The following is a 26,717-nucleotide window of genomic DNA, read 5'->3' on the forward strand; positions in this document are numbered from 1 at the left end:
TGTCATGGCGGAAACTAGTCACGCCCGCGCCGGTTGACCAGAGCCGGGGCTTTCCCAATGCCCGCACAGCAGCTAATCAGTCGATATCCGAGCCCCGCGAAAGCCCCAATGCCCCGCATCGATCGCTATATCCTGTCGCAGTTCATGACCCTGTTCGGGTTCTTTGCGCTGGTGCTGGTCTCGGTCTATTGGATCAACCGCGCCGTGTCGCTGTTCGAGCAGCTTATCTCGGACGGGCAGACGGCGCTGGTGGTGCTGGAATTCACTGCGCTGACGCTGCCCTTGGTGATCTCGGTCGTGCTGCCCATCGCGGCTTTCGCCGCCAGCGCCTATGGCACCAACCGGCTGTCCTCGGAATCCGAACTGGTGGCGATGCAGGCGACCGGCATGTCGCCTTGGCGGCTGGCGCGGCCGGTGCTGGTCTTTGGCGTGCTGGTGGGACTGATGGTCGCACTGCTGGTTCATGCCGTCGTGCCCATGGCGCGCGGCCGGCTGGCCGACCGGCAGGCCGAAATCGCCCAGAACGTCACGGCGCAATTCCTGCGCGCGGGTGCGTTCCAGTATCCCGTGTCCGGCGTGACGCTTTACATCCGCGACATAGCGGCGGACGGGCGGCTGATGGATTTCTTTCTCGAGGATGCCCGCGACCCGGACAACCAAAACATCTATACCGCGACCGAGGCGCTGTTGGTCAGGACCGACGAAGGCCCGCGTCTGGTGATGATGCAGGGCATGGTGCAGAACCTGCGCCATTCCGAAGGCCGGCAAAGCCTGTCGGTGACGCGGTTTTCCGAACTGGCCTATGACCTCGGCACGCTTATCGACGCGGGCGAAAGCCGCAAGCGCGACCTGCGCGCCTATTCGACGTTGCGCCTGCTGCAACCCGATGCCGAACTGCTGGAGGCGACCGGCGCCACCGCCGACCGCGCCCTGGCCGAGGCGCATGAGCGCTTGGCCAAACCCTTTCAGGCACCGGTCGCAGCCCTGCTGGGGTTCGGCATGCTGCTTTTGGGCGGGTTCAGCCGTTTTGGCGTCTGGCGGCAGGTGGTCTGGGCCGTGATCGCACTGATCGTCGTGCAATTCCTTAGCACCGCGGCCGAGAATCAGGTCGCCAGCAACGCCTCGCGCTGGCCGTTGATCTATGTCTCGCCCATGGTGGGGGCGGCGATCTGTCTGGCGGTATTGTGGCTGGCCACCAAGCCGCGCGGCCCCCGCAACAAGGCAACCACGGACACGGGGACGGGAACGGCGAAAGGGGGCGCGGCATGATCCTTTCCTTTTACGTCGCCCGGCGTTTCCTGCGCATGCTGCTGATGATCGCCGCGATCTTCGGCGCCATCCTGTTCCTGATCGACATTGTCGAGCAGATCCGACGGTTCTCGGACCAGAACATCGGCCTTACCGGCGCGGCTGCGTTGTCACTGCTGAACATCACCGCAAGCTTTTACTCCATCCTGCCGCTGATTACCGTGCTGGCGGGAATCGCGCTGTTTCTGAACCTGTCGCGCAGTTCCGAGCTGGTGGCGATCCGCGCCTCGGGACGATCGGGCATCCGGGTGCTTGCCGCCCCAGCGGTCACGGCGGCGCTGGCCGGCATACTGGCGGTCGCGGTGCTGAACCCGATCGTCGCGGCGACAACGAAACGCTATGACGACGCAGTCGCGCAGATGAAAACCGGCAGCAGCCAAACCGTCAGTGTCGGCGATGACGCGGTCTGGCTGCGTCAGGCGTTGCCGACACGGGACGAAAACGGTGACGAGACTTCGGGTCAGGTGGTGATCCGCGCCAATCGCGCCAGCCCCGACGCCACCACGCTTTACGATGCGACCTTCATGGTCTTTTCGCCCGAAACCGGACCAACCCGGCGCATCGACGCGGCCCGCGCACGCCTGACCGAAGGCGCGTGGGAGCTGACCGACACCAAGGAATGGCCGCTGACCCAGCCCAACCCCGAGGCGATGGCCCGCACCGCGCCGCGGCTGGAATTGCCGACCGACCTGACCGCGGCCCGCATCCGCGACAGTTTCGGCCGGCCCGAGGCGATTCCGGTCTGGCAATTGCCCGCCTTTATCCAAGGATTGGAGCGCGCGGGTTTTTCCGCCCAGCGGCATAAGGTCTGGTTCCATATGGAACTGGCGCGCCCACTGCTGATGGCGGCCATGATCGCCATCGCGGCGGTGTTCACCATGCGCCATATGCGCGGGCGCCGGATGGGGCTGCTGGTGCTGGGTGCGTTCGGCTGTGGCATCGGGCTGTTCTTTTTGCGCAACCTTGCGCAGGTGCTGGGCGACAATGGCGGCATCCCGCCGGCTTTGGCCGGTTGGGCGCCGCCCATCGTCGCGCTGCTCTTTGCCCTTGGGGCGCTCTTGCGGCTGGAGGACGGTTGATGGCGCGCAGGCACAACAAACGAGCGGCCGCAAAGGCGGCGCGTGCCGCGCTGCTGGCGGCCTTGCTGCCTAGCATGGCACTGGGTCAAAGCCTGACACCGGACGGCCAGACCCTGCCGGTCTATGACCAGCCCGAAGACGTGGTGCAGGGTCCGGCCGGCCCGGCGCTCGCCCCGACCGAAAGGCCCGATGGCAATGCCCGTTTTGCCGATGGCACCGAGGCATCGCACGCCCCCAGCCTGGCCAGCCGGCCCGGCGCGGTGCAGATCAACGGCAGCGGCGCGCCGGCCGAGGGCAGCCCGGCCACGCTTTTGGCCGATCAGGTCACGCTGGGCGGGGATAACCGGCTGGTCGCCTCGGGCGGGGTGGTGATCTGGTATCGCGGCGCCCGCCTGATCGCCTCGCGCGTGGTTTACGACAACCAGACCGGCGCGGCGGTGATCGAAGGGCCGATCCACCTGACCGAACCCTCGCGCACCGGCACCCAAAATGAAACCATCCTGATCGCCGACAGCGCGCAGTTGGACCCGAACATGCAGGACGGCATCCTGCACGGCGCCCGACTGGTGCTGGCACGCGAGATGCAGATGGCCGCACGCGAAATGCGCCGCAGCGAAAACGGCGCAGTCACGCGGCTGGACAATGTTGTCGCCTCAAGCTGCCAGATCTGTGCCGAGGACCCGATCCCGCTGTGGGAAATCCGCGCCCGCTCGATCACCCATGACGCCCGCACCAACAAGCTGCATTTCGACCGCCCGCAGTTCCGCGCGCTTGGCATGCCCATCGCCACCCTGCCCCGACTGACCGCGCCCGATCCCACGGTCGAGCGCATGACGGGCTTTTTGCGTCCGCAGTTCCGCACCACCTCGGGGTTGGGGTTCGGCATCAAGCTGCCCTATTTCGTGACGCTGGGCGATCATGCCGACATCACGCTGACACCCTATGTCGCCGCCTCGCGCACCCGGACGCTGGAACTGCGCTATCGTCAGGCCTTCAGCAACGGCGCGATGGAATGGAATGGCGCGATCAGCCGCGACGATATCGAGCAAGGTCGGACCCGCGGCTATCTGTTCGGCGGCGCGCGGTTCGAACTGCCGCGCGGCTATATGCTGGGCCTGCAGATCCAGATGGCCAGCAACCGCGCCTATCTGCTGGATTACGATATCTCGCAGGCCGACCGGCTGTGGAGCGGGCTGACGCTGGACCGCGTGCGTCGGGACCGCATGGTCATGGCGCGGCTTGGCAACTACGAATCCTTGCGTAACGACGAACCCGCAGGGTTTGCGCCCTCGGTCGTCGCCGATGCGCTGTGGAAGCGGCGCTGGACACCCAACCGGCTTGGCGGAATCGCCAGCATGGAATGGTCGCTGCACGCCCACCGCCGCTCATCCAGCGAGGATCGGCTGGGCCGGGACATGGCGCGCGGCTCGGTCATGCTGGGCTGGCAGCGCAGCGAGATCCTGCCCGGCGGTTTGGTGGGCGCCATCGATACGCAGGTGAACGCCGATTTCTATCGCATCAATCAGGACAGCGATTTCGAGGATTGGGTGCTGCGCGCCGATCCGGTGCTGGGGGCCGAACTGCGCTGGCCGCTGGCCCGCCATTCGGGCGGTGTCACCCATATCATCGAACCGGTGGCGCAGTTGATCTGGTCGCCCAAGCATGACGCGGAGGACGACGTCCCCAACGAAGACAGCCAGTTGATCGAATTCGACGAGGGCAATCTGTTCGCACTGAACCGTTTTCCCGGCAGGGACGCGCGCGAATCAGGCTTGCGGGCGAATCTGGGCATCGGCTGGACACGGATCGATCCGGCTGGCTGGTCCATCGGCCTGACTGCCGGGCGTGTGCTGCGCAGCAATGCCGACCCGGCATTTCAGGACAGCGGCCCCTTGGGCGGCAAGCGGTCGGACTGGCTGCTGGCGGCGCATTACTCGGGCGCGAACGGGCTGGCCATCGCCAACCGGGCATTGTTCGACGACAGTTTCTCGATCAGCCGCAACGAACTGCGGTTGGGCTGGTTCCGCCCGGACCTGCAGGTATCGGCCGGTTATCTATGGCTCGATTCGGACGAAAGCGAGAGCCGCGAGCAGGATGTCTCGGAACTGACCATGGCGGGGGGGTGGCAGATCGCAAGCGGCTGGTGGGCTACGACCGAAACGCGCTATGATTTCACCGCTGATCGCGCGCAAAAGGCGCAGTTGGGGTTGGAGTTCCGCAACGAATGCGTGACCGTGGAAATGTCGATCGAGCGACGCTTTACATCGCTGGGCGAGGTGCGGCCGGACACCCGCTTCGACCTGGGCATCCGGCTGGGCGGCTTTGGCCAGCAAAAGGCTGGTCCGGGAACGGTGGCGCGCCGCGCCTGCCTGCGCTAATGTCCGGCAAAACCATGCGGCGAGGGAGCTGATGCGGCGAATTCTTCTGGGGGCGGCCATGGCCGCAATGCTGGCGGGAAGCGGGGTTGCCCCGGCTTTTGCGCAGGGCAATCCGTTCCAGCCGTTGGTCTATGTCAACGATTCGGCCGTCACCCGTTACGAGCTGGAGCAGCGCATCCGCTTTCTGCAGATCCTGCGCGCACCCGACGGCGACCGCGCCTCGGCCGAACAGGCGCTAATCGACGACCGGTTGCGCATCTTTACCGCTGACCAGATGGGCATCACTGCCAGTGACGCACAGATCGACGCCGGCTTGGCCGAATTCGCCGGTCGCGCCAATCTGGGCGTCGAGGAATTCGTGCGCGCGCTGTCTCAGGCCGGGGTCGAACAGCAGACATTCCGCGACTTCATCGCCGCCGGCGTTGTGTGGCGCGAGGTCCTGCGCCAGCGCATCGTGCCGCAGGTCCGTGTCAGCGATGCCGAGGTCGATCAGGAATTGCAGCGCGTGATCGAGACGCCACGCATCACCCATATCGCGCTGTCCGAGCTGATCATCCCCGCCCCTCCCGGTCAGGAGGCGCAGGCCATGGGGCTGGCGGAATCGCTGGTGCAGAGCGTGCGCTCCGAAGCCGATTTCGCAGCGGCGGCGCGGCGCTATTCGGCGACACCTTCGGCCGAGGACAGCGGGCGACTGCCCTGGATGCCGCTGGAGAACCTGCCGCCCTCGCTGCGACCTATCATCCTGTCGATGAGCGCCGGCCAGATCAGCCAGCCGCTGAGCGTGGAGGGCGCGGTGGTGCTGTTTTTCCTGCGCGACACCCGTGGCTCGCTGCGGCCCGGTGCAAAGGAACAGGTACTGGACTATGTCCGCTTTCGCCTGGCCAGCACCGCCGACGCCAACCGGATCGCGGCACTTTCCGACACCTGCGCCGATCTTTTCGTCCATGCGCGCGGTTTGCCACCCGAGCAGATCCAGCGCCAGACCCTGTCGCAAAGCCAGATCCCAGCCGGCGACGCCATCCGGCTGGCATCGCTGGACGACAACGAAACCTCGGTCATCAACCTGGGCGGCACGGCCGACCTGCTGATGCTTTGCAGCCGCCAGCCAGCGCTGCTGGCAGGCACAGCCCAGAAACCGCCGGTCGCGGTGACCGCCGAGGGGGAAGAGGCGACCGCCCCGGATCCCAACGCGGTGCCCGATCGTGAAGAGATGCGTAACCAGATCTTCAGCCGCAAGGTCGGGCAAGCGGCCGACAACTATCTGGCCGAGTTGCGGGCCAATGCGATCATCCGGCGGCCGTAATTCTGAGGCGATGCGCCAGGGGCGCTTCGCCCCCCGGACCCCCAGAGGGTATTTGGAACAACGAAGAAGATGACTGAAGTTGGGCGGCCCATCATCCTGACCTGCGGAGAACCTGCGGGCATTGGACCGGAACTGGCGCCCAAGGCGTTAGCCTCGGCCGTGCCTTTCGTCTTTCTGGGCGATCCGCGTCACTTGCCCCCGGACACGGCCTGGACCGAGGTTACTACGCCAGATGAGCCGGTGGCGGACGGCGTTCTGGCAGTGCTGCGGCATGATTTTCCTGCACCCGCGACGCCGGGACGCCCCGATCCTGCCAATGCGCCGGCAGTGATCGAGGTGATCGCCCGCGCCGTCGATCTGGCCATGTCGGGCGCAGCCGGCGGCATCTGCACTTTGCCGATCAATAAAGAGGCGCTGAAGCGCGGCGCCGGTTTCCGCTTTCCGGGGCATACCGAATATCTGGCGCATCTGGCGGGCGATGTGCCAGTGGTGATGATGTTGGCCTCGACCTCGGTCGAACCGCCCTGTCGGGTGGTGCCGGTAACGATCCACATTCCGTTGGCCGAGGTGCCTCTGGCACTGACGCCGGCATTGCTGGAGCAGGCGATCCGCATCACCGATGCCGCCATGCGGCGTGATTTCGGCATCACCCGGCCTCGGCTGGCTGTAGCCGGGCTGAATCCCCATGCCGGCGAAAACGGCGTGATGGGCGACGAAGAAGCGAGCTGGATGGCCAAGCTGATCGAGCGGTTGCAGCGGGACGGTTTCGATCTGCGCGGGCCGCTGCCGGCGGACACCATGTTCCATCCGGCAGCACGAGCCCGCTATGACGCAGCGCTTTGCGCCTATCACGATCAGGCGCTGATTCCGATCAAGACGCTGGATTTCGCAGGCGGGGTTAATGTGACGCTGGGCCTGCCTTTCGTGCGCACCTCGCCCGATCACGGCACCGCCTTTGACATCGCGGGCGAGGGCGTGGCCGATGCAGCCAGCGTCATCGCGGCGTTGCGCATGGCCCATGAGATGGCGGGCCGGCGATGAGCGCAATCGACGGGCTGCCGCCGCTGCGCGAGGTGATCGCGCGGCATGATCTGCGCGCCAAGAAACAACTGGGCCAGAACTTCCTGTTGGATCTGAACCTGACCGCCAAGATTGCCCGTGCAGCGGGCGATCTGACGGGATGCGATGTGATCGAGGTTGGCCCGGGTCCCGGTGGCTTGACCCGCGGCCTGCTGGCAGAGGGCGCGCGGCATGTGCTGGCCATCGAAAAAGACGCCCGCGCCCTGCCAGCCCTGGCCGAGATCAGCGCCGCTTATCCGGGACGGCTGGAGGTCATCCACGGCGATGCGCTGGAAATCGATCCTCTGGCGCATCTGACGCCGCCGATCCGCATCGTCGCGAACCTGCCCTATAACGTCGGCACCGAGTTGCTGATCCGCTGGCTGACGCCGCCCGCATGGCCGCCCTTTTGGCAGTCGCTGACGCTGATGTTTCAGAAAGAGGTGGCCGAGCGGATCGTGGCGCAGCCGGGCGGCAAGGCCTATGGCCGGCTTGCGGTGCTGTCGCAATGGCGCACCGACGCGCGGATCGTCATGACCCTGCCCCCCGAGGCTTTCGTGCCCGCGCCCAAGGTGCATTCGTCGGTGGTGCATCTGACCGCACTCCCCGGTCCACGCTATCCGGCCGATCCAGCCGTGCTGAACCGGGTCGTGGCGGCGGGGTTCAATCAACGCCGCAAGATGCTGCGCGCCTCGCTGAAAGGGTTGCACCCCGAGATCGAGACGCTGCTGATTCAGGCCGGAATCGCCCCCACCGCGCGGGCCGAAGAGATCGGGCTGGAGCAGTTTTGCGCGCTGGCGCGGGGACTGGCCGCCGCGCCGCGCTGACATTCACTCGCCAGAAGCGTTTTCCGGCTGCGTTCCTGCGGCTTTGGCACCCTGTCCCCGGCCGGTCTTTTTCGCGGCAGGTGCGCTTGCACCTTCCTCGACGGGTTTTTTGCGGCTGCGCGGGGCTGCCGTGGTCGCGGTCGTCGTGCGGCTGCTACGGCGGCGAGGCGCCGGGGCAGGCTCAGCGACAGCCGGCGCTTCCGGAGCGGCGGCGGCAGGTTCAACTGGCGCCTCGGGCACAACGGCGGTGCTTTCAGGGGTCTCAATCGGGCCAGCAGCATCCTCGTCCCGGGCGATTACCGGCGGCAGGCCGGCTGCGACAGGCGCGGCGGGGGCAGGTTCAGCGCGCTCCTCGGTACGGGGGGCGGGCTGACGCTCTTCGCGGCGATCATCGCGACGTTCGTCACGGCGATCATCGCGCCGGTCCTGACGGTCATGACGTTCAGGGCGCTGGCCATTCTGGCCGTTCTGGCCACCGTTTTCAGTAGCGGAAAACTGGCCGTTGCCGTCCTGACCATCTTCGTCACGGTTAGGCTGCTGGTGGCTTTGACGCTCGGCCTGCTCGCGCTGCGCCTCGCCCAAAAGCCGGGTGTAGTGTTCGGCGTGTTGAAGAAAGCTCTGCTCGGCCACCCGGTCGTTGGAAAGCTGGGCGTCACGGGCGAGCGTGAGATATTTTTCGATGATCTGCTGGGGCGTGCCGCGCACCTTGCCCTCGGGTCCCGAGGAGTCGAAGACGCGGTTAACGATATTGCCCAGCGAACGCTGTCGGTTCGACTTGTTACGCGAACGGGATTTGGATGATCTCATCAGCTTGTTTGTCAGTTTATATCCAGCGAAGGCCGGCTGAGGTTGGGGTCATTCCTAAGGCGGATGTCAGCGCAGGTACGGCTATTCTTCCGCTTCCCGCGTTACCAGTGAAAATCTGGATTATCTGAGTATGATTGACCCGTGCGTGGGCGGCGCGCCCCCGTCACAAGAGCGAATAAACACGCCACAGCGTCGCTTACAAGCAAAAATTTCGTCAAAAGGCGCAAAAGACGCGGATCATTGCCGGATCAAAGCGGCTTGCGAGCGGTAACAACCCGATCCCGCCCATCCAGATCGGGCAGAATCCGAGGGGCGATCAGCCCGGCCGCGCACATCAGGGACACCACGGCAGCGCCTTGCGTGGGGCCGATTTCGACCATCAACCGCCCCCCCGGCAGCAGATGCGCAGGCGCGCCGGCGGCGATCACGCGATAGGCGGAAAGCCCGTCAGCGCCGTCGGTCAGGGCCTGATGCGGCTCCCATTCTCGAACCTCGGGGTTTAGCTGCGCCATCTCTTCCAGCGCAATATAGGGAGGGTTCGACACGATCAGATCGAACCGGCCCCGGACCGAGCTGAACCAGTCAGATTCCAGAAAATCTGCGCAAACACCTATTCTGCCTGAATTTTCCTGAGCCACCTTAAGGGCTGCAGACGAAATGTCAGTGCCTGTACCGCGCACGCCCGGCCGTTCCGCCAGCAGCGAGATCAGGATGGCCCCCGTCCCGGTGCCCAGGTCCAGCACCGAAGAAAACGGCTCGGCCAGCGCAGCCTCGACCAGCGTTTCCGTCTCGGGGCGTGGATCGAGCGTGTCGCGCGTCACGCAAAAATCGTGCTTCCAGAATGCGCGGCGGCCAAGGATCTGGCTGACCGGCTGGCGCGCGGCGCGTGCGACAAGCCCCGCGTCGAAACGTCGCAGGGCTTCGGGTGGCAGCGGCGCGGCCAAGGCGGCGGCAAGATGGTGGCGCGGCAGCTCCAGCGCATGGGCCAAAAGCAGCCGGGCATCATCGGCAGCGCCCGGCACACCCGCCGCGGCAAGTCGTGCGGCACCCTGACGCAGCGCCTCGGCCCCGGTCATCGGATCACTCTCCCTGTGCGGCCAGACGCGCGGCCTGGTCGTGGGCCGTCAGCGCATCGGCGATCTCGCCGATCTCACCCTGCATGATGCGGTCCAGCGAATAAAGCGTCAGGCCGATACGATGGTCCGTCATCCGGCCTTGCGGAAAATTGTAGGTACGGATGCGTTCGGACCGGTCGCCCGAGCCAACCTGGCTTTTGCGATCCGCCGCACGTTCGGCATCGGCGCGCGTGCGTTCCATGTCGTAAAGCCGCGCGCGCAGCACCGCCATGGCATTGGCCCGGTTCTGGTGCTGCGATTTTTCCGAACTCGTCACCACGATGCCGGTCGGCAGGTGGGTGATGCGCACTGCCGAATCGGTGGTGTTGACGTGCTGGCCGCCCGCCCCGCTGGCGCGCATGGTGTCGATGCGGATATCGCTGGCGGGGATGTCGATATCGACCCCCTCGGCCTCGGGCAGCACGGCGACGGTGGCGGCGCTGGTGTGGATGCGCCCGCCCGATTCCGTCTCGGGCACGCGCTGGACGCGGTGAACACCGGATTCATACTTCAGCCGCGCGAAAACCCCCTCGCCCTCGATTCGCGCCACGGCCTCGCGCACGCCGCCAAGATCGGATTCGGCCAGTTCCAGCAACTGGAACTGCCATCCCTGCGATTCGGCAAAGCGGCGATACATGTTGAGCAAATCGCCGGCGAAAAGCGCCGCCTCTTCGCCGCCGGTGCCGGGTCGGATTTCCAGAATCGCCGGGCGGGCGTCAGCCGCGTCACGCGGCAGCAGGGCGATGCGCAGCGCCTGTTCCTGATCGGGCATGGCGGCACGCAGGCGCAACAGCTCGTCCTGCGCAAGTTCGCGCATCTCGGGATCGGCCAGCATGGCCTCGGCTTCACGGATGCCGTCCTGTGCGGCGCGCCAATGGGCGATCTGCGCGACAACGGGCCTGAGTTCGGCATATTCGCGGCTGATGGGGGCGATTTCGTCGGCCGAAGGCCCGGCATTCAGCCGCGCCTCGAGATATTCGAAACGCTCGACGATCTGGGTAAGGCGGTCTTCCGGCAACATTCGATGGCATTAACCGTTGCGCCAACAGGCAGCAAGGCGGAACCTGGTGAAACATCTGACCCAGATCAAAGTGCGGTCGGACTGAACGGTGCAGAATAACGCATGACCAGCCACCTAGCCAAAGGAAGCACAACATGAAACTCGTCCCCATTCTGACCGCGACGAGTCTTGCCCTCTCCGCGCTGCCGGCCATGGCACAGACCGAGCCCCTCGACGACAGCGCCCTGCGCGCGGATGCCCAAGACGTGTTCGAGGCGATCCCCGAAAAGATGGTCGCGATCAAGCAGACCGAAGAGAACCCCGAGGGCGTTCTGCTGACCCCCGAGCAGATCGAACTGGGCAAGGCATTGTTCTTTGATCCGCGCATGTCCGCCTCGGGCCTGATTTCCTGCCAGACCTGCCATAACGTCGGGCTGGGTGGCGTTGATGGATTGCCGACCTCGATCGGGCACGGCTGGCAGAAAGGGCCGCGCAACGCGCCCACCATGCTTAACGCGATCTTCAACGCCGCACAGTTCTGGGACGGCCGCGCCCCCGATCTGGCCGAGCAGGCCAAGGGGCCGGTTCAGGCCGGCGTCGAGATGAGCAACACCCCCGACCAAGTGGTCAACACCATCAATTCGATGCCGGAATATGTCGAATCCTTCAAAGCGGCCTTCCCCGGTCAGGACGATCCGGTCACTTTCGACAACTTTGCCGCCGCTATCGAGCAGTTCGAGGCGACGCTGATCACCCCCAACAGCGCCTTCGACCGCTTCCTTGCAGGTGACGACGCGGCGATGAGCGAACAGGAAAAACGTGGGCTGCAGGCATTCATGGAGACCGGCTGCACAGCCTGCCATTACGGTGTGAACTTGGGCGGGCAGGACTATCATCCCTTCGGCCTGATCGCCAAACCGGGTGCCGAGGTGCTGCCTGAAGGTGATACCGGACGCTTCGAAATAACCCAAACCGTGGATGACGAATATGTCTTCCGCGCGGCACCGTTGCGCAACGTCGCGCTGACCGCGCCCTATTTCCACTCGGGCGTGGTCTGGAATCTGGCCGAAGCGGTCAAGATCATGTCCTCGGCACAGATCGGCACCGAACTGACCGATCAACAGGCGGAGGACATCACCGCCTTCCTCGGCACGCTGACTGGCGAGCAACCGCAGATCGTGCATCCGATCCTGCCGGTGCGCACCGCCACCACTCCGCTGCCGGCACCGATGTAAGCCAACGCGCGGCATTAGACGAGAAAGGGGCCCCGACGGGCCCCTTTTGCTTGTGATCTTTGGCAGTTCAGTCCGCTTTTACGGCTTCGATCGTAATATTGATCTCGACCTCGTCCGCGATGGCCGGGGCGAACTTGCCCAGATTGAACTCGGACCGCTTGATCTTGGCTTCCGCATCGAAACCGGCAGCTTCCTTGCCGGTCATCGGATGAACGCCGCGCTGGTTCAGATCAACATCCAGCACGACCTGCTTTGTCACGCCGTTCAGCGTCAGATCGCCCGTGACCTTGGCTTCATCATCGTCATCAGGTTCGACCTTGGTGGACGTAAAGGTCGCGACCGCGTCGCTCGCATCGGTGTTGAAGAAATCCGGCCCGAACAGATGCTGGTCCAGTTCTTCCGAGACCGTGCGAAGTCCCGACAGCGGAATGGTCGCCTCGACGCTGGAATTGGCCGGGTTTTCGGCATCCAGCGTCAGCTTGCCAGTGACACCGTTGATGATGCCGGTGCTGGTCGAAAAGCCAAGGTGATTATATTCGAAAACGACCTGGCTGTGCGAAGGGTCGAATTCATAGACCACCGGCTCGGCCCACACAGAGGTGGCACCAACCAAAGTAAATGCGGCGACAGAGGCAAAGATGGATTTCATGCTGAACTCCCGATTGAAAAGATAATGAATGGTTCTGTCAGAAAATGCCCCAGCATCAACAAAGGTTTCCGACAAATACCCTGACATTTTCGTGTTTCGCCGCAGCGCAGAAACTGTGTCGCCGCAGCGGCGACTATCCAGCGATTTCCGGCGTTTTCCCTTGCACTCTCGGGCATGACCGCTATAAGGCCGCATCCTTTCCGCAAATGCGAAACCGGTGCAGCCTCTCGTGGCGGGGCGCGGAAGGGTTGTCCCGCCGTTGAAGTGCGCCCTGAACATAAGGTGCAGACATGCCGCTTTACGAGCATGTGATGATCGCCCGTCAGGACCTGTCGAATACGCAGGCCGAAGGTTTGATCGAACATTTCTCGACCGTGATCGCCGACAACGGCGGTAAGGTTCTGGAAAACGAATACTGGGGCGTGCGCACGCTCGCCTATAAAATCAACAAGAACCGCAAGGGCCACTACGCCTTCCTGCGTTCGGACGCGCCCTCGGCCGCCGTGCAGGAAATGGAGCGTCTGGCCCGCCTGCATGACGACGTCATGCGTGTGCTGACCGTCCGCGTGGACGAGCACAAAGAAGGCCCCTCGGTTCAGATGCAAAAGCGCGACGAGCGCGAGCGCGGTGATCGTGGCGAACGCCGCGAGCGTCGTGACCGCGACGACCGGAACTAAGGGAAAGGAACCAGAACAATGGCCAACAAACCCTTCTTCCGTCGCCGGAAAGTCTGCCCCTTCTCGGGCGACAATGCCCCCGCCATCGACTACAAGGACACGCGTCTGCTGCAGCGTTACATCTCGGAACGCGGCAAGATCGTGCCCTCGCGCATCACCGCAGTCTCGGCCAAGAAGCAGCGCGAACTCGCGCGCGCCATCAAACGCGCCCGCTTCCTCGCCCTGCTGCCCTATGCCGTGAAGTAAGGAGAGACGATCATGCAAGTCATCCTGCTGGAACGCGTGGCCAGACTGGGCCAGATGGGCGAGGTCGTGCGTGTCAAGGACGGTTTCGCGCGCAACTACCTGCTGCCGCAAGGCAAGGCGCTGCGCGCTTCGGACGCCAATATCCAGGCGTTTGAGGCCCGCAAGGCGGAACTCGCCTCGCGCAACGACGAAACCCGCACCGACGCCGAAAAGATCGCCGAGAAACTCGACGGTCAGATCTTCGTCATCATCCGCTCTGCTTCGGATGCCGGCGCGCTCTATGGTTCGGTCACGCCGCGCGATGCCGCCGATGTCGCCAATGCCGAAGGCTTCGCGATCGAACGCCGTCAGGTCGTCCTGACCGCCCCGATCAAGGACCTGGGCCTGCACGAAGTCCGTGTGCACCTGCACCCGGAAGTCGACGTGACGATCAAGCTGAACGTGGCCCGCTCGCCTGAAGAGGCCGAGCTGCAAGCCTCGGGCAAATCGATCCAGGAACTCGCCGCCGAAGAAGAAGCCGCCGCGGAATTCGAAATCGCCGAGCTTTTCGACGATATCGGTTCGGCCGGCCGCGACGACGACGAAGCCGCGAACTGATCGCATCTTCATCGAAGCATCGAAAACGCGCCGTAACCCGGCGCGTTTTATCATGACCAAATGACAGCACCCCTTGCCCGCTACGACGTGTTGGCGGAACATTCGCCGGATTGCGGGGTTGAATCGTAAAGCGACCCTTCGCCAAAGGATTTTCCCGAATGCGCCACCAGGACGACCTGCCCCCCGTCACCCCCACATCCGTCGAGGAAACCAGCCAGACACGCTTTGGCCCCCGCCCTGCATCCAAGGACTATCGCCGCGCTCCGGGGCCAGTGGAATCGCGCCGAATCCCGCCGCATGGCGATGTCTCGCCCGATGGCGGCCGCCCGTGGCCACGGCCCTCGCGCCGGGCGAAATGGCTGGTGCTGGGCGGCACAGGTCTGGCGGCCGCAGCGCTTACCGCGGGGACGGTGATCGCTGTGCGCCATGTGCTCGACCTCGTGTCCAATGACGAACCCTCACCCAACCGCGATCCCGTGCCGCCCCGGCCCGCCAATCCCCACAGCCTGCAGTCGCCCCCCCGCCAGCAGGAACCGGAAACTCCCACGCCACCCAAGACAAAGCCGCAGCCGACGTCTCGCCCCTCCCGGGACCTCCCACGCCAAAACATACTGCAAGAGGTTGAAGCCAACACGGCCAGCCTCACCAACGCCGTGGAAAATGTGATGCACACATTCACCGCCGCCTTGACCGGCTTCCGCACCGTCGCGGGACAGGCCAGCACCATCGTGCAAGAATTCGGCGATGCTGCAGCCATGGTGCGCGACATTATCGACCGCAAACCCACGCGTCCTCAGCCTCCCAGCCGCTCGCAAGCGCCCTATCCCGACGACCGCCACGGCGCCCATATGCCAGACCTGCACGACGATCCGTTGCTGCATGACCCAATGGATGGCCCCGACCCCGGCGGCCCGGCCGACCACAACCCGCGCATACATCGCCTCTAAACCCGGATCTCCCTGTAAACAGGTGGCGCCAACAATATCCCACCTGCACGACTTCTGCGTTGCCCAAATACCCATCCGCAACCACTCCACCGGCCCATCCGGGCCAATCCCATCCGGGCAGCGCAACGAAAAAGGCCGCCCCGACGGGACGGCCCTTATCCTTTGATCGAGGTGGCGGATCAGAGCTGATCCAGCGCCTCGATGGCTTTTTCCAGCTCGTCCTTGGTCACGGTCTTCTCAGCAACCTTGGCGCCTTCGACGATATGGTCCACGACCTTGTCTTCGAAGATCGGCGCGCGCAGTTGCTGCTGCGCCTGCGGATTCTGCTGGATGAACTCGAAGAAGGCGCGTTCCTGGCCCGGGAACTGGCGGGCCTGACGCATCACCGCCTGGGTCATCTCCTGGTCGGAAACGGTGATCTCGGCTTTTTGGCCGATTTCAGCCAGAAGCAGGCCCAAGCGAACGCGACGCTCGGCCAGCGACTTGTGCTCGTCGGTCGTCTCGATCTCACCATGGTTATGGCCGTGCTCTTCCGGGTGCTCTTCGTGCCACAGTTGATGCGCGATCTGATTCGCCTCGGCCTCGACCAGCGATTCGGGCAGATCGAACTTGACCAACTCGTCCAGCTTGTCCAGCAGCGCGCGCTTGAGCACCTGACGCGAGGCGCCATTATACTCGGCTTCCAGCCGCTCGCGGATCTGGCCCTTCAGCGCGTCCAGGCTTTCGGCACCGAATTTCTTGGCCAGTTCGTCGTCAATCTCGGCCGGCTTCGGCGCTTTCACCGCTTTGACGGTGGTTTCAAAGATCGCGTCCTTGCCCGCAAGCGTGGGGTGACCGTAATCCTCGGGGAACTTCACCTCGACCTTGACCTCGTCACCGGCCTTGGCGCCAACAAGCTGCTCCTCGAAACCGGGGATGAAGCTTTTCGAGCCCAGCACCAGCGGATAATCCTCGGCGGTGCCGCCTTCGAATGCCTCGCCGTCGACCATGCCCTTGAAGTCGATCACGATCTGATCGCCGTCCTTGGCTTTGGTGCCCTTTTTGCGGTCTTCAAAGTTCTGGACGTTCTTGGCAAGATTTTCCAGCGCCTCGGTCACCTGCTCTTCGCTGGCCTCGACCACCAGCCGCTCCAGTTCGACACCTGACAGATCGGTTTCCGGGATGGCCGGCAGCGCCTCGTAGGCGACGGTCACGACGACATCGTCACCCTCTTTCCAGGACTCGCCATTGACCATTTCGATCTTGGGCTGGACAGCGGGACGGTCGCCGGATTTTTCCAGATGGTTGCGCAGCGCGGTATCGATCGCCTCTTGCATGGCATCGCCCAGCACGCGTTGGCCGAACTGCTTTTTCAGCAGCGCCATGGGCACCTTGCCCTTGCGGAAGCCCTTCATCTCGACTTCGGGCTGGGCCTCTTTCAGCTTCGCATCCACCTGCGCCGCCAGATCGGCCGCGGGCAGGGTGAACTCATAGCCCCGCTTCAGCCCTTCGTTCTGGGTTTCCTTGACCTGCATTTGTCTTCCTTCATCCACAAACCATCGCGCGGGCAGAGGCATTGCAGCCTCACCGACGCCCGAACCTGCCGTCCCGCGCCCCCGCCTGTTTCAGCGCGCTTGCTATGGGATTTCGCCCCCCATAGCAAGAACGAAGGCGGGATTCGTCACGTGGGACGCGCCTTTCACAGCCTGCTTTGCACAGCATCGCCAGCCCAGGCGTCCGATGCCCGCTTACCCTTCGGAAGCGAGAAGCGGCAGCCTTATCGCCCTTTGGTTGAAATGAACATTATAGTTTCATTTTCCTCAATGAGCCCGCCGGAACCCATGAGTTGCGATGAACTACGCTCGGCAATCTTTCGCTGATATACAATAACTTGCATCCGCAGGTTGTAGGTTCCGAAAAATCAAGGCACTGCCTTTATTAGGTCAGCAAATGCAACCTAACTTATGGACATATTCCCTTTCTCGTCACAGGGGTGCATACAGACAACGTTCCGTAAGCGGTTGTTTGTTAACCTTGGTAAGCGTTATTTTGGTTGTTTGTTCAAACCTGACCGGGCGGGTGCCCAGACTTGTTCTCGCCCGGTTGTGAATCTGCAAAATCCCCTCGGATTTTCTCCTGCCATCGCCATTCGTTCATAGGCAAGAACTGGCCGAACTCGCGTCTGGCGATTCCTTTGCGCCTGCATCTTTCAGACAAATTATCTAAATTCAGTCTTTGATGCAGCTATATGCCACACGGAAAAGGCCGCCTCTTGGGCGGCCTTTTCGCATCTTTCCCGCAGCCAAGGATCAGTCGCGCGCGCGCACGACCTGCAACAGCGGCATGACCTCGGACATATCCGGCCCATGAGCCTGCCCGGTCAAAGCCTTGCGCAGCGGCATGAACAGCCCCTTGCCCTTGCGTCCGGTCGCCTCCTTGACCTTGGCGGTAAACTCACCCCATGTCGCATCGGTATAGGGTGGAGGCGGCAACAGCTTCATTGCCTGTGCGATGAACTCGGCATCCTCGGGCTCGATCTGCGGCTCCGCACCATTCGCGAAGATCTGCCACCAATCGGCCAGGTCATCCAGCTTGGTGATGTTTTGCGAGGCGACGCGCCAGAACCGCTCGGCCAGTTCGTCGGGCACACCAAGCGCGGCGATACGATCCTTGACCGCCGCAAACGGCCGCGACTGGTTGGCCTCTCGCGTCAGGGGCCACAGATCCTCGGCGTCGAACTTGGTGGGCGAGGCACCGAATTGCGACAGATCGAAGCCCTCGGCCAGTTCGTCCAGCGACATCTTCAACTCAACCGGCTGCGACGAGCCCAGCCGCACCATCAGGGACAAAAGCGCCTGCGGCTCGACTCCGCTTTCGCGCAGATCCCGGATCGACAGGGTGCCAAGACGCTTGGAAAGCTCTTCGCCCTTAGCGCCCGTCAGAAGGCTGTGGTGGGCGAAAGCCGGCGGCTTGGCCCCCAGCGCGCGGATGATCTGGATCTGCGTCGCTGTATTGGTCACATGATCGGCGCCGCGCACGATATGGGTCACGCCCATGTCGGCGTCATCGACGGAACTGGCAAAGGTATACAGCACCTGCCCGTCGGCGCGGATCAGCACCGGGTCCGAAACGCTGGCCGCATCGATGGAGATATCGCCAAGGATTCCATCGGACCACTCGATCCGCTCCTGATCCAGTAGGAAACGCCAGTAGCCGGCCCGACCCTCGGCGCGCAGCTTGTCCTTTTCCTCGGCAGAGAGCTTCAGGCCAGCGCGGTCATAGACCGGCGGCTTGCCCATGTTCAGTTGCTTCTTGCGCTTGAGGTCCAACTCGGTCGGGGTTTCGAAGACCTCGTAAAGCCGGTTCGCGGCGCGCAGTCCGTCGGCCGCTTCGGCATAGCGGTCCAGCCGGTCCGACTGCCGCTCGATCCGGTCCCAGGTCAGGCCCAGCCACTCCAGGTCGCGCTGGATGCCGTCGGCATATTCCTGCTTCGACCGCTCGCGGTCGGTATCGTCCAGCCGCAGGATGAAGGTGCCGCCCGCCTTGCGCGCGATCAGATAGTTCATCAGCGCCGTGCGAAGGTTGCCGACATGGATATGGCCGGTGGGCGAAGGGGCGAAACGGGTGATGGTCATGGAAGTTCTCCTGTCGGCTTCGCTCTTTCACAAACGGCGGTTTTTGTCCATATCGGGACCAAAGCGAGGATTGCCGATGTTTGACTGGAAGAATGCGGAGGCGCCGGACGCGGCGTTGATCGAGGAACTGGCACGCGAGGCCATCGCCGGTCTGCCGCCGGAATTCGCCGGCCCCGCCGCGCAGGTCGTCCTGCGGGTCGAGGATTTTGCCAGCGAGGAATTCCTTGACGAACTGGAAATCGACGACCCGCTGGAGCTGACCGGGCTTTATGACGGCGTGCCGATGACCGAGAAATCGACCAGCGACCCGCAACATTTTCCCGATACGGTCTGGCTGTTCCGCCGCGCCATCCTGGACGAATGGGCCAGCCGTGGCGACGTGTCCCTAGGCGCACTGGTTGCCCATGTCGTGGTACATGAATTCGCCCATCATTTCGGCTGGTCCGACGACGATATTGCAGCCATCGATCGCTGGTGGGAATGATGGATCAGGCGCCGATCCTGACCATAACGCTGAACCCGGCGCTGGACCTTACCACCGCCTGCACCCGTGTGGTGCCCGACATCAAGCTGCGTTGCGAAGCGCCGCGTTTCGATCCCGGCGGCGGCGGCATCAACGTCAGCCGGGCGATCCGTGCCATGGGCGGGGAAAGCACGGCGCTGGTCGCCCTTGGCGGCGCAACCGGCCAGCGCATCTGCGAACTGCTGGCCGAAACGGGAATTCCGCTCCAGACGCTGCCTGCCCCGGGCGAGACACGGCAGTCCGTGACCGTGGACGACCAGACCATCCGCCAGCAATACCGTTTCGTCATGCCCGGCCCTGAATGGTCCAAGACCGATGTTCAGGCTGCGCTGGAGGCTACCGCCGATGCCGCCGCGCCCGGCGCGCTGGTGGTGCTGTCCGGCTCCAGCCCGCCGGGGGTGCCTGCCTGCTTTGCCGCCATGCTGGCTGACCGGCTGCGCGGAACCGGAGCGCGGCTGATCGTGGACACCTCGGGTCCGGCGCTGGCCGAGGTCGCCGCCGCCACCGACCGCCGCGTCGAAATCCTGCGCATGGACGACGAAGAGGCCGAAGGGCTGGCCGGCCGCCCCCTGCCCTATCGCGCCGATACGGCGGCTTTCGCCGCGGGGCTGGTCGCCTCGGGCGCTGCGCATGGAGTGATCGTGGCGCGCGGGCGCGACGGCAATATCATCGCCACAGACGATGGCATCTGGCATGCCGAGGCCGCGCGGGTGCAGATTGTCAGCAAGGTCGGCGCAGGCGACAGCTTTCTTGCGGGGTTCACGCTGGGCCATGCGCGTGACTGGCCGGTGGCCGATGCACTGGGGCTGGCAGCCGCAGCAGCCTCGGCCACGGTGCAGACCCCTGCGACAGAACTCTGCCACGGCCCGGATGTCGAGCGGCTGTTCGCCGCCCGCATGGTGACGCGGATGCAGGCTTAGTCGCGCCCGTCCATCCGCACGAAATCCAAGACGCTGCCCTGAGCCTGCCCCACGGCTGACCAATCACCGATCTGGAAATCGACGACCAGAGTCGCCGCCGTCGGATAACGGCGGAAATCCGGGTCCAGCGGCACGCGCGCCGGCAACATGGCCGCAAAGGCGGCGATACCGGGGTTGTGCCCGATCATCATCACCGTCGGGGCCGAGGCGCTGCGCAGGATCTCCAGCATCTTCTCGGGGCCGGCCTGGTAAAGCGCCGCCTCGTAACGGATATGCGGCCGCACCTCTAGGGGGGCCATGGCGATACGCTCCCAGGTTTCGCGCGTGCGCTCCGAGGTCGAGCACAGCACCTCTTCGGGCTCATAGCCGCGGCTGGCCAGCCAATCGCCCAGTTCGCGTGCCGAACGGCGGCCGCGCGCATTCAGCGGGCGGGCGTGATCGTCCTGCGCCGGGTCGTCCCAGGACGATTTGGCATGACGGGTCAGAATCAGACGGCAGTGTCCGAGTGGGGTCATAGAATTGCCTTTTCGGCCATGCGGTTAAATTGAGGCGGCGTCGCCGAGCCTGCCATAGCTTCTGGCGCGCGGGCAAGTCTTCTCTTTGTGGCGGGATGTCGCGCGCATCTCAAAGCCCGCTGTCACCCTGACGCAGGCCGCGCGGCTTGACCCGCGGATCGGTCGAGCGGATCAGCGATCCCGCGCCATGTTCGGTAAAAAGCTCCAACAGGCACGCGTTAGGCACCCGCCCGTCCAAGATCACGACCGCGCGCACGCCTTCGTCCAGCGCCTTCAGCGCGGTTTCGGTCTTGGGGATCATGCCCCCGGCGATGGTGCCATCGGCGATCATCGCGCGGACCTGATCGGGGTGGATCTGGGTCAGCACCTCGCCCGATCCGCCCTTCACGCCCGACACGTCGGTCAACAGCAGCAACCGGTCGGCCCTGAGCGCACCGGCAATTGCGCCCGCAGCGGTATCACCGTTGACGTTGAAGGTCTCGTTATCCTCCATCCCGGTGGCGACCGGGGCGATGACCGGGATCAGCCCGGCGTTATAGAGGTCGCGGATGATCTGCACGTTCATCTCGACCGGGCGGCCGACGAAGCCCAGTTCGGGATCGTCCGGTTCACAGACCATCAGGTCGTCGTCCTTGCCCGAAATGCCCACGGCGCGCCCGCCGGCGTCGTTGATCGCCTGCACGATCCGCTTGTTGACAAGGCCCGACAGCACCATCTCGACCACCTCGACGGTTTCGCGGGTGGTGACGCGCTTGCCACGAACGAAGCGGCTTTCGATGCCCAGCTTACCCAGCAGGTCGTTGATCATCGGGCCGCCGCCATGGCAAACTACCGGATGGATGCCGACCTGCTTCATCAGCACGATATCGCGGGCGAATTCGGCCATGGCATCGTCGTCGCCCATGGCATTGCCGCCGAATTTCACCACCACGACCGCCCCGGAGTAACGCTGCATATAAGGCAGGGCTTCCGAGAGGGTGCGGGCGGTGGCAATCCAGTCACGGTTCATTTTCTGCTTTCTCATCAGAAGCCCCTGTTCGTCGCGCCCGACCCTAGGACGCGGGCGCTAATCAGTCCAGACCGCCTTAGCCGAGACTGGCGATGATGGCGCGCAGGGTGGCAATGCCCTGTCCTTTTTCCGAACTTGTAATCACCAGCTCGGGATAGGCGGCGGGGTGCTTTTGCAGCGCCTCCCGCACCTGTTCGACCGTGTCGGCCATGGCTTGGGAACCGATCTTGTCGGCCTTGGTCAGCACGACCTGAAAAGGCACGGCCGAGCGGTCCAGCAGCCGCATGATCTCGTGATCCACGTCCTTCACGCCGTGGCGCGAATCGATCAGGGTAAAGGCGCGGCGCAGCGTCGGCCGGCCAGCCAGGTAGTTTTTCAAAAGCGCCTGCCATTTCGCCACCACCGCAACCGGCGCCTTGGCAAAACCATAACCCGGCAGGTCGACGAGGTAGGCGCGCTCGCCCAGTTCGAAATAGTTGATCTCTTGCGTGCGGCCCGGCGTATTCGAGGCCCGCGCCAGCCCTTTGCGCCCTGTAAGCGCATTGATAAGGCTAGATTTTCCTGCATTCGAGCGCCCGGCAAAGCAAACCTCCGGCCGGTCGGCGGGCGGCAACCCGTCCATGGCCACCACGCCTTTCAGGAAATCCACCGGGCCTGCGAAAAGCAGGCGCGCGGCCTCGGCGATTTCGGCTTCAGGCTCGGGGGCAAGTGGGAATGCGACTTTCATGCGAGCACCTCGTCACCTAATGCGATTTCACCGCCGGACACCACCTCGGCATAAATGCCGAAGTTGCGGTGGCCGAATTGCGCCTCAAGTGCCTTGGGCATGTCAATGTCGATGCGGCCGGTAACCGTGTCAGCACTTGTCGCCGGGCAACGACCGATGGATTCGGTCACGCGCAATTCGACCGCGCCCACGGTCAGGATACGACCGATGAGATCACGTTCGGCATAAGGCTCCCAACCGTCCAGCCAGATGTTTCCCCGCCAGCGTTCGATCCCAAGGGGCTTGCCAAGCCGCCCTTCAAGATCGGCAAGGCTCGACAAGGACAGGATCGAGACCCAAGGCTGGCTCACGTCGGTCCAGCCGGTCGGTCCCTGAACCAGCCGGGTCGGGGCAGGTTTGTCGGCGGACCACAGCGGGCGCAGCCAGTCGACCAGACGCGCACCTTCGGTCGCGGGATCAAAGTCAAGATCGGGCAGATCGGGATGAGTCAGACAGATGCGCCCGTCAGCCATCCCATCACCCCAACCGCCCTGCACGGCCTGCAGCCCGGCCGAGGCCGCGCCCCGAAGAAAGCAGGATTTCGGCAGCCAACGTTGCGGTATCTCGCCCGCATGCCGCTCACCCATCTCGGTCAGAAGTGCCCAGAGCCGGTCGCCCGGCAAGCGCCGCGCCGCATCCAACCGGGTGCGGCGCAGATCCTCGCCCCCGATCGCCTTGATCGGGTACCGGCGTATCCGGGCGACGCGGGCGGTCATTTTCCGCCCTTATCCTCGCCCTTGTCCTTTGCCTTGGTCCGCGTTGGCAGGCTGGCCCGGATATTGCCGAACATGTCCGGCCGGTGACCATGCATGCTCATGATAGTGTATTGCTGCATGATGGTGATGGTGTTGTTGGTGATCCAGTAGAGCACCAGCCCCGAGGCAAAACCGCCCAGCATCAGCATGAACACCCAAGGCATCCAGGCGAAGATCATCTTCTGTGCCGGATCGGCAGGAGCCGGGTTCAGCTTTTGCTGCATCCACATCGAAATACCCAGCAGGATCGCCAGCACCGGCAGGGTGAAGCTGTGCAGGAAGCTGCCCTGGCCCGGCGCCGCCCATGGCATGAGGCCGAACAGGTTCCACAAGCTGGACGGGTCGGGTGCCGCAAGGTCGCGGATCCAGCCGATCCAAGGCGCGTGACGCAACTCGATGGTGACAAAGATCACCTTGTAGAGCGCAAAAAAGATCGGGATCTGCAACAGCACCGGCAAACAGCCTGCTGCTGGGTTCACCTTCTCGCGCTTGTAAAGCTCCATCACCTCTTTTTGGAACTTAGTCCGGTCATCGCCCGTGCGCTGCTTCAGGGCCTCCATTTCTGGCTGGAGTTCCTTCATCTTCGCCATCGAGATGTAGGATTTGCGCGCCAGCGGGAAGACCAGCAGCTTCAGCACAAAGGTCAGCGCGATGATCGCCCAGCCCATGTTGCCGATCATGCCATGCAGCCAGTGCAGCAGGCGGAAGATGGGTTTGGTCAGGAAATAGAACCAGCCCCAGTCTATGGAGTCCACGAAACGGTCGATGCCGGGATCGGTCTGATAACCATCGATGATCTCCCACACCTTGGCACCGGCAAAGAGATAGCTGGCACTGGTGCCGGTCGCGCCAGCGGCGACAGTCTGCACCGGCATTCGCGTCTCTGTCTGGTAGATTTCGGCACCCGGTGCATATTTCACCACCGCGGTAAATGGTTGGCCGGGTGTCGGAGCCAGCGTTGTCATCCAGTACTTGTCGGTGAAGCCGATCCAGCCGTTCTCTTGCACCTCGATCAGTTGGGCCGGGCCTTCGCCCGCCAGCGGATCGAGCTTGGCCATATCCTTATATTTCTTTTCCAGAAGCTTGCCATCGGTCATGCCGACCGCGCCCTCGTGCAGGACGAAGAAGTTCTGGGTATCGGGCCGACCGTGGCGCGCCAGAATACCATAGGGCGCGGCCGAGAAAGGCGCGGCACCGGTATTTTCCAACGTCTGCGTCACGGTGAACAGGAACTTGTCGTCCAGTTCATATGTACGGCGGAAGATCTGGCCGGCGCCATTGTCCCAGCGCAGCGTGACCGGCTGACCGGGCGCGAGGGTTGAACCGGATTCGATCTCCCATACGGTTGCCGGGCCGGGGACCAGAGCGGGATCGGTCCCGGCAGCGGGCATCCAGCCATAGACCGCATAATAGGGCTTGTGTTGAGCAAGCTGCACCTCTCCTCCGGGCGCGACCGGAGTGCCCCCCGCACGGATCGTGGTTTGCGTCGTCGGCGACAGCAGGCGCACGAAGGGCGAGTCCGGATCTAACGTCTCGCGATAGCCGGTCAGCTCCAGATCGTCGATGCGTCCACCCGCCAGAGAGAGCGTGCCTGCCAGCGAAGGGGATTCGATCTGCACCCGTCCGGCATTGGCCGAAGGATCGCTGCTGGTCGCCGTCGCATCGAGTTCCGGTGCCGCGCCCTGCGACGCCGCACCTGGCGTAGCGGGGGCGCCCGTCTCGGGGGCGGCAGCGTTTTGCGTGCTGGCCGGCGCTGTATCCTGTGCGGAAGGCACCGGCTCGGGGGCGAAAAAGATCGACCAGACGAGCATGACGAGGGCGGAAAGCACCATCGCCAGGATGAGGTTGCGGTTGTTGTCTTGCATTCAGGACCAGCCCTTCGTCGTCACCCAGTCTGAGGGTTCGGGCCGCTTCAACAGAAGCGACCGGCAAAGGTCAAGGGAATTTGCCCGAAAACCGGCTCGGTTTCCTTCTGGAACCGACGCGCTGTCATGTCGCAACCCTGCTCTGCCAACCCCTTTCAAGTGCCTGGCGCACCAGAACCTATGCCCGATTTCATGCCTTACGACGCAGGTCAAGCGGCGCTGGCAGGAAATGGTCATGATGCAGCAGGAAGTCATCGACTGCGGCAGCATCCAGCGGCGGCGCCACGATCGGGCCCTGCACCGAATTGACGCCGATCTGTGCCAGAAAGGTGTTCTCATCTTGAGTCGCCACGCCATCGGCCAGGGTGGCAAGACGCAGATGTTCCGCCAGCGCCAGAATGGCCAGGATCATACGCTGCTGATCCGCGCAGTGGTCACAACCAGAGATGAATTCGGGCGCGATCCGAACCCGACCGATTCCGAAACGGCGCAGGTCGTCCAGCCCCGCACTACCGGCCCCGAATTCACCCAAGGCAACGGTGCAACCCGCCGCAATCAGACGCTGCAGGCTGGCAGTTACCGGTATCCGGCCGCCGCCACGACCAATCGGCTCGCTCACTTCGATTTCCAGCCGTTCCGGGGACAGGTCGTGGCGGTCCAGTTCCCACAAAACCGCATCGACCGTTGAGGCATCACCCAACACCCTCTCGGCCAGCGGCAACGACAGCCGGGGCACCCGCGCACCCATGCGATCCCAGCCACGCAGGTCGGCGAAGGCCTGACGCAGCACGTTCCCTACGATCCGTCCCAGCGTCGTATCATCAAGCCGGGGCTGTAGCTCGGCCAGATCGCAACCGTCGTGATCGTCCATGCCAATCCAAGGCAAAACCCGCAGCGCGGCCACTTGCCCCGTATCGCAGCAAAGCTGGGGCTGAAACAGCAGTCCGACCCGATCAAGCGCCAGAGCAGGCGGCACCAACGGCTGTGCCAAAGGCGCAATCTCGACAAAGCGAATCTGTCCTGTGGCCGAAAATGGACCGCAACCCCGCAAGGCGTCGCGCCCATGGGCGTAAAGCGTCGAAGGATCCTGCTGCCCTGTTTCGTCGCTGACGATCACCGCGTTCACCACCGGCCTGATGCGCAGATCCGCCAACTCGATCTGATCCGAGCAGATAGTCTGTAATCGCGCCAGCAGTCCGGGCACCGCCTGAGAACGCCCTATGGAGAAAAGACCACGGATTTCCCCGCACCCGCGGCTGCGCGCCTGCGGCAGCAGCCTGAGTTCCGACACCAGCCGCGACAAGAGCCGGTCCAGCATCTGCTCCAACGTCGTCGGGCCGATACTGGCGCGCAGCATATCGACATTTTCGACCCGCAGGACCAGCGCGAGCCTGACCCTGCCCTGCACCGCCCCTTTGTCCCTGACAAGCTTTGCCAGCCGTGACGCAGCCGCCGCGATTCCATAAGCCATTGCCTGATCCGAATCATGTTCCACGGATCGCAGCCTAAGCTTATGAAGCTTT

Annotated in this window: 25 protein-coding genes; 13 read left to right on the plus strand and 12 right to left on the minus strand. The window is 64.0% G+C overall.

Annotated features, from left to right (window positions below; genetic code table 11):
- The first annotated feature begins 108 nt into the window (after positions 1-108).
- The 6 genes from lptF (at position 109) to rsmA (ending at position 7,954) form a co-directional block, all read left to right on the plus strand.
- Positions 109-1,269, plus strand: a complete 1,161-nt coding sequence (gene lptF / locus JWJ88_RS07585; protein WP_205293510.1) for an LPS export ABC transporter permease LptF — start codon at positions 109-111, stop codon at positions 1,267-1,269.
- A complete protein-coding gene (lptG, locus tag JWJ88_RS07590) occupies positions 1,266-2,387 on the plus strand; it encodes an LPS export ABC transporter permease LptG (RefSeq protein ID WP_205293511.1) in 1,122 nt (373 codons plus the stop codon). The genes lptF and lptG overlap by 4 nt, the downstream gene beginning before the upstream one ends.
- A complete protein-coding gene (locus tag JWJ88_RS07595) occupies positions 2,387-4,765 on the plus strand; it encodes an LPS-assembly protein LptD (RefSeq protein ID WP_205293512.1) in 2,379 nt (792 codons plus the stop codon). Before lptG ends, JWJ88_RS07595 begins: the two co-directional genes overlap by 1 nt.
- Positions 4,766-4,796: 31 nt before the next feature.
- On the plus strand, positions 4,797-6,068 hold the full coding sequence (locus tag JWJ88_RS07600) for a peptidylprolyl isomerase (RefSeq protein ID WP_205293513.1): 1,272 nt from the start codon (positions 4,797-4,799) through the stop codon (positions 6,066-6,068).
- A 69-nt stretch (positions 6,069-6,137) separates the two neighbouring features.
- Complete coding sequence (gene pdxA / locus JWJ88_RS07605; RefSeq protein WP_205293514.1) at positions 6,138-7,109, plus strand: 4-hydroxythreonine-4-phosphate dehydrogenase PdxA; 972 nt, start codon at positions 6,138-6,140, stop codon at positions 7,107-7,109.
- On the plus strand, positions 7,106-7,954 hold the full coding sequence (gene rsmA / locus JWJ88_RS07610) for a 16S rRNA (adenine(1518)-N(6)/adenine(1519)-N(6))-dimethyltransferase RsmA (RefSeq protein WP_205293515.1): 849 nt from the start codon (positions 7,106-7,108) through the stop codon (positions 7,952-7,954). The genes pdxA and rsmA overlap by 4 nt, the downstream gene beginning before the upstream one ends.
- 3 nt (positions 7,955-7,957) lie before the next feature.
- On the opposite strand, the gene JWJ88_RS07615 is transcribed toward rsmA, so the two are convergent.
- The 3 genes from JWJ88_RS07615 to prfA form a co-directional block, all read right to left on the minus strand.
- Positions 7,958-8,761 carry a DUF4167 domain-containing protein gene (locus tag JWJ88_RS07615; RefSeq protein ID WP_205293516.1) on the minus strand — a complete coding sequence of 268 codons (804 nt, stop codon included), beginning with the start codon at positions 8,759-8,761 and terminating at the stop codon, positions 7,958-7,960.
- A gap of 248 nt (positions 8,762-9,009) precedes the next feature.
- Complete coding sequence (prmC, locus tag JWJ88_RS07620; RefSeq protein WP_205293517.1) at positions 9,010-9,837, minus strand: peptide chain release factor N(5)-glutamine methyltransferase; 828 nt, start codon at positions 9,835-9,837, stop codon at positions 9,010-9,012.
- Between the two features lie 4 nt (positions 9,838-9,841).
- Positions 9,842-10,897, minus strand: a complete 1,056-nt coding sequence (prfA, locus tag JWJ88_RS07625; RefSeq protein ID WP_205293518.1) for a peptide chain release factor 1 — start codon at positions 10,895-10,897, stop codon at positions 9,842-9,844.
- A gap of 134 nt (positions 10,898-11,031) precedes the next feature.
- Here prfA and JWJ88_RS07630 point away from each other — a divergent pair, with 134 nt between their 5' ends.
- Positions 11,032-12,111: a cytochrome-c peroxidase gene (locus tag JWJ88_RS07630; protein WP_205293519.1), complete on the plus strand. Its 1,080-nt coding sequence runs from the start codon at positions 11,032-11,034 to the stop codon at positions 12,109-12,111.
- 67 nt (positions 12,112-12,178) lie between these two features.
- Here JWJ88_RS07630 and JWJ88_RS07635 read toward each other — a convergent pair whose 3' ends face one another.
- Positions 12,179-13,039, minus strand: a complete 861-nt coding sequence (locus tag JWJ88_RS07635; RefSeq protein ID WP_322983880.1) for a YceI family protein — start codon at positions 13,037-13,039, stop codon at positions 12,179-12,181.
- 11 nt (positions 13,040-13,050) lie between these two features.
- On the opposite strand from JWJ88_RS07635, the gene rpsF reads away from it, so the two are divergent.
- The 4 genes from rpsF to JWJ88_RS07655 all read left to right on the plus strand — a co-directional run bounded on the left by rpsF (position 13,051) and on the right by JWJ88_RS07655 (position 15,227).
- Positions 13,051-13,437 (plus strand): 30S ribosomal protein S6, encoded by a 387-nt coding sequence (gene rpsF / locus JWJ88_RS07640; protein ID WP_205293520.1) that lies wholly within the window; start codon positions 13,051-13,053, stop codon positions 13,435-13,437.
- 18 nt (positions 13,438-13,455) lie between these two features.
- A complete protein-coding gene (gene rpsR, locus JWJ88_RS07645) occupies positions 13,456-13,683 on the plus strand; it encodes a 30S ribosomal protein S18 (protein WP_011747229.1) in 228 nt (75 codons plus the stop codon).
- Positions 13,684-13,695: 12 nt separating this feature from the next.
- The gene (gene rplI / locus JWJ88_RS07650) at positions 13,696-14,280 is read left to right on the plus strand and encodes a 50S ribosomal protein L9 (RefSeq protein WP_205293521.1); all 585 of its coding nucleotides are present in this window, start codon (positions 13,696-13,698) and stop codon (positions 14,278-14,280) included.
- Positions 14,281-14,438: 158 nt separating this feature from the next.
- Positions 14,439-15,227 carry a hypothetical protein gene (locus JWJ88_RS07655; protein ID WP_205293522.1) on the plus strand — a complete coding sequence of 263 codons (789 nt, stop codon included), beginning with the start codon at positions 14,439-14,441 and terminating at the stop codon, positions 15,225-15,227.
- 179 nt (positions 15,228-15,406) lie between these two features.
- On the opposite strand, the gene tig is transcribed toward JWJ88_RS07655, so the two are convergent.
- Both tig and gltX read right to left on the minus strand, forming a co-directional pair.
- Positions 15,407-16,741: a trigger factor gene (gene tig / locus JWJ88_RS07660; protein ID WP_205293523.1), complete on the minus strand. Its 1,335-nt coding sequence runs from the start codon at positions 16,739-16,741 to the stop codon at positions 15,407-15,409.
- 774 nt (positions 16,742-17,515) lie between these two features.
- Positions 17,516-18,841, minus strand: coding sequence for a glutamate--tRNA ligase (gene gltX, locus JWJ88_RS07665; RefSeq protein WP_205293524.1), 1,326 nt, complete (start codon positions 18,839-18,841; stop codon positions 17,516-17,518).
- A gap of 76 nt (positions 18,842-18,917) precedes the next feature.
- On the opposite strand from gltX, the gene JWJ88_RS07670 reads away from it, so the two are divergent.
- The gene (locus tag JWJ88_RS07670; protein ID WP_205293525.1) at positions 18,918-19,325 is read left to right on the plus strand and encodes a metallopeptidase family protein; all 408 of its coding nucleotides are present in this window, start codon (positions 18,918-18,920) and stop codon (positions 19,323-19,325) included.
- The gene (locus JWJ88_RS07675) at positions 19,325-20,284 is read left to right on the plus strand and encodes a 1-phosphofructokinase family hexose kinase (protein ID WP_205293526.1); all 960 of its coding nucleotides are present in this window, start codon (positions 19,325-19,327) and stop codon (positions 20,282-20,284) included. The genes JWJ88_RS07670 and JWJ88_RS07675 overlap by 1 nt, the downstream gene beginning before the upstream one ends.
- Here JWJ88_RS07675 and JWJ88_RS07680 read toward each other — a convergent pair.
- From JWJ88_RS07680 to JWJ88_RS07705, 6 genes are all read right to left on the minus strand, one after another.
- Positions 20,281-20,799, minus strand: coding sequence for a SixA phosphatase family protein (locus tag JWJ88_RS07680; protein WP_205293527.1), 519 nt, complete (start codon positions 20,797-20,799; stop codon positions 20,281-20,283). The two genes, JWJ88_RS07675 and JWJ88_RS07680, sit on opposite strands and share 4 nt — an antisense overlap.
- A 109-nt stretch (positions 20,800-20,908) precedes the next feature.
- Positions 20,909-21,808, minus strand: a complete 900-nt coding sequence (gene argB, locus JWJ88_RS07685; protein WP_205295159.1) for an acetylglutamate kinase — start codon at positions 21,806-21,808, stop codon at positions 20,909-20,911.
- Between the two features lie 76 nt (positions 21,809-21,884).
- On the minus strand, positions 21,885-22,535 hold the full coding sequence (yihA, locus tag JWJ88_RS07690; RefSeq protein WP_205293528.1) for a ribosome biogenesis GTP-binding protein YihA/YsxC: 651 nt from the start codon (positions 22,533-22,535) through the stop codon (positions 21,885-21,887).
- The gene (locus tag JWJ88_RS07695) at positions 22,532-23,290 is read right to left on the minus strand and encodes an MOSC domain-containing protein (protein ID WP_205293529.1); all 759 of its coding nucleotides are present in this window, start codon (positions 23,288-23,290) and stop codon (positions 22,532-22,534) included. The genes yihA and JWJ88_RS07695 overlap by 4 nt, the downstream gene beginning before the upstream one ends.
- Positions 23,287-25,194 (minus strand): membrane protein insertase YidC, encoded by a 1,908-nt coding sequence (gene yidC, locus JWJ88_RS07700; protein WP_205293530.1) that lies wholly within the window; start codon positions 25,192-25,194, stop codon positions 23,287-23,289. The genes JWJ88_RS07695 and yidC overlap by 4 nt, the downstream gene beginning before the upstream one ends.
- Positions 25,195-25,384: 190 nt before the next feature.
- Positions 25,385-26,665, minus strand: a complete 1,281-nt coding sequence (locus tag JWJ88_RS07705) for an EAL domain-containing protein (RefSeq protein WP_205293531.1) — start codon at positions 26,663-26,665, stop codon at positions 25,385-25,387.
- Positions 26,666-26,717: the final 52 nt, after the last annotated feature.

The sequence above is a fragment of the Paracoccus methylovorus genome (assembly GCF_016919705.1).
Classification (GTDB): Bacteria; Pseudomonadota; Alphaproteobacteria; order Rhodobacterales; family Rhodobacteraceae; genus Paracoccus; species Paracoccus methylovorus.